Annotated in this window: 1 protein-coding gene; it reads right to left on the reverse strand. The window is 74.2% G+C overall.

Going from position 1 to position 1588, the window contains the following annotated elements; translation table 11 throughout:
* Positions 1-892: serine/threonine-protein kinase (locus E4099_RS31870; RefSeq protein WP_245245351.1), on the reverse strand; the 892-nt coding region annotated here is incomplete at its 3' end.
* Between the last annotated feature and the right edge of the window lie 696 nt (positions 893-1588).

The following is a 1588-nucleotide window of genomic DNA, read 5'->3' on the forward strand; positions in this document are numbered from 1 at the left end:
AGTACGGCGGTGAGCGCCTCGGCCAGCGGGCCGGCGTTGCGCGGCGGCGGCACCTCCTCGCTGAGGACGGCCGCGAGGGGTACGAAGTGGGGGCGCCGTCGGGCGGCACGGCTGTTCCCGCTTCGGCCGCCGCCTCCGCCTCGGCCAGCAGGTGGTCCAGTCGCCGGGCGTCCGGGCGCCGCTCGGGGTCGCGTACCAGTACGGCGGTGAGCGCCTCGGCCAGCGGGCCGGCGTTGCGCGGCGGCGGCACCTCCTCGCTGAGGACGGCCGCGAGTGTGGCGAGGGTGTTGCCGCGGCGCATCGGATTGCGCCCTTCGACGGCCACGTAGAGGGTCATGGCCAGCGACCACAGGTCGGCCGCGGGGCTGCCGCCCTGGCCCGCCGCGCGCTCGGGGGCCATGTAGTCGGGGGTGCCGATGAGGGAGCCGGTGGCGGTCAGGACGGTGGACCCCTGGACGGCCGCGATGCCGAAGTCGGTGAGGGCCGGGCTGCCGTCGGGCCGCAGCAGGATGTTGGCGGGTTTGATGTCCCGGTGCTGGATCCCGGCCGCATGCGCCGCCCGCAGCCCGGCCAGCACTCCTCGCCCCGTCCGGGCCGCCTCGGCGGGAGACAGACTCCCCCGGTCGAGCCGGGCCTGGAGTGAACCGCCGGTGACCAGTTCCATGACGAGCCAGGGATAGGTGTACTCGCCGCCGTCCACGATGTGGTGGATGGTCACCACGTTCGGGTGGACGATACGGGCGAGTGCTCGCGCCTCGCGCAGCACACGGGCGCGCAGGGCGAGGGCGGCCTCGGGGTCGTGCTCGGCGAGGTCCGGGTCCGGCGGGCGTACCTCCTTGAGCGCCACCTCCCGGTGCAGCACCAGGTCACGCGCCCGCCACACCAGGCCCATACCGCCACCGCCGAGCCGCGACAGCAACTCGAAGCGGTCGTCGATCACCCGTGCCACGCTGCCCCTTCACCCCCGGTTCAACCCCAACGTAGGCCCCGTGCATGGCCGTTGAGAGGAGCATGAGGTCTCTCGGAACCATAGCCCCGGGCCACTTTGTCACACCGGCAGCAACGCAGACAGGGCGATGCTCCGGCCGCCGCCCCCGCCGCCACGCGCAGCCCGGGTGACGGCGTCGCGGCGGCCCTCGACGCCCTTGGCGCGGTGACGGTGCGGGGCGCCCGCATCGGCCGCCGCTGCCCCGGTGGGGGTGTAGCCGCACTCCATCGTCCACGGTGCCCCGGGGTGCCGATGGGGTCGCCGCCGGGCCGGACGGCGGCCGGGGCGGAAGGGCCCGGCCGGAAGGGGCGACGACCTCCCAGTGGTGGAGCGTTTTTCTGCGGGAACGGAATGGATTCACGGCCACCAGGTCGCCATGGAATTGACGAGAGATACCGGAGCGGGAAATCCATTGCGCTGGGGTGGGTAATTCCCCTTCGCGGGGAACGGTGGCGGGCGGGGAATGGACGGCGAGCCGTCGACCCCGGATCGGGGCGCGGGGGCATGCGCCCTCGGGTGGGCGTGCGGAAGGAGGGACGTGCGGGCCCCGGAAGGGAATGCGGAGGGAGGCAAGCCATGCGAGCGGGGGTCGGGGAGGGG

Origin of the sequence: Streptomyces palmae (assembly GCF_004684805.1) — a bacterium.
In the GTDB taxonomy this organism is placed as follows: domain Bacteria; phylum Actinomycetota; class Actinomycetes; order Streptomycetales; family Streptomycetaceae; genus Streptomyces; species Streptomyces palmae.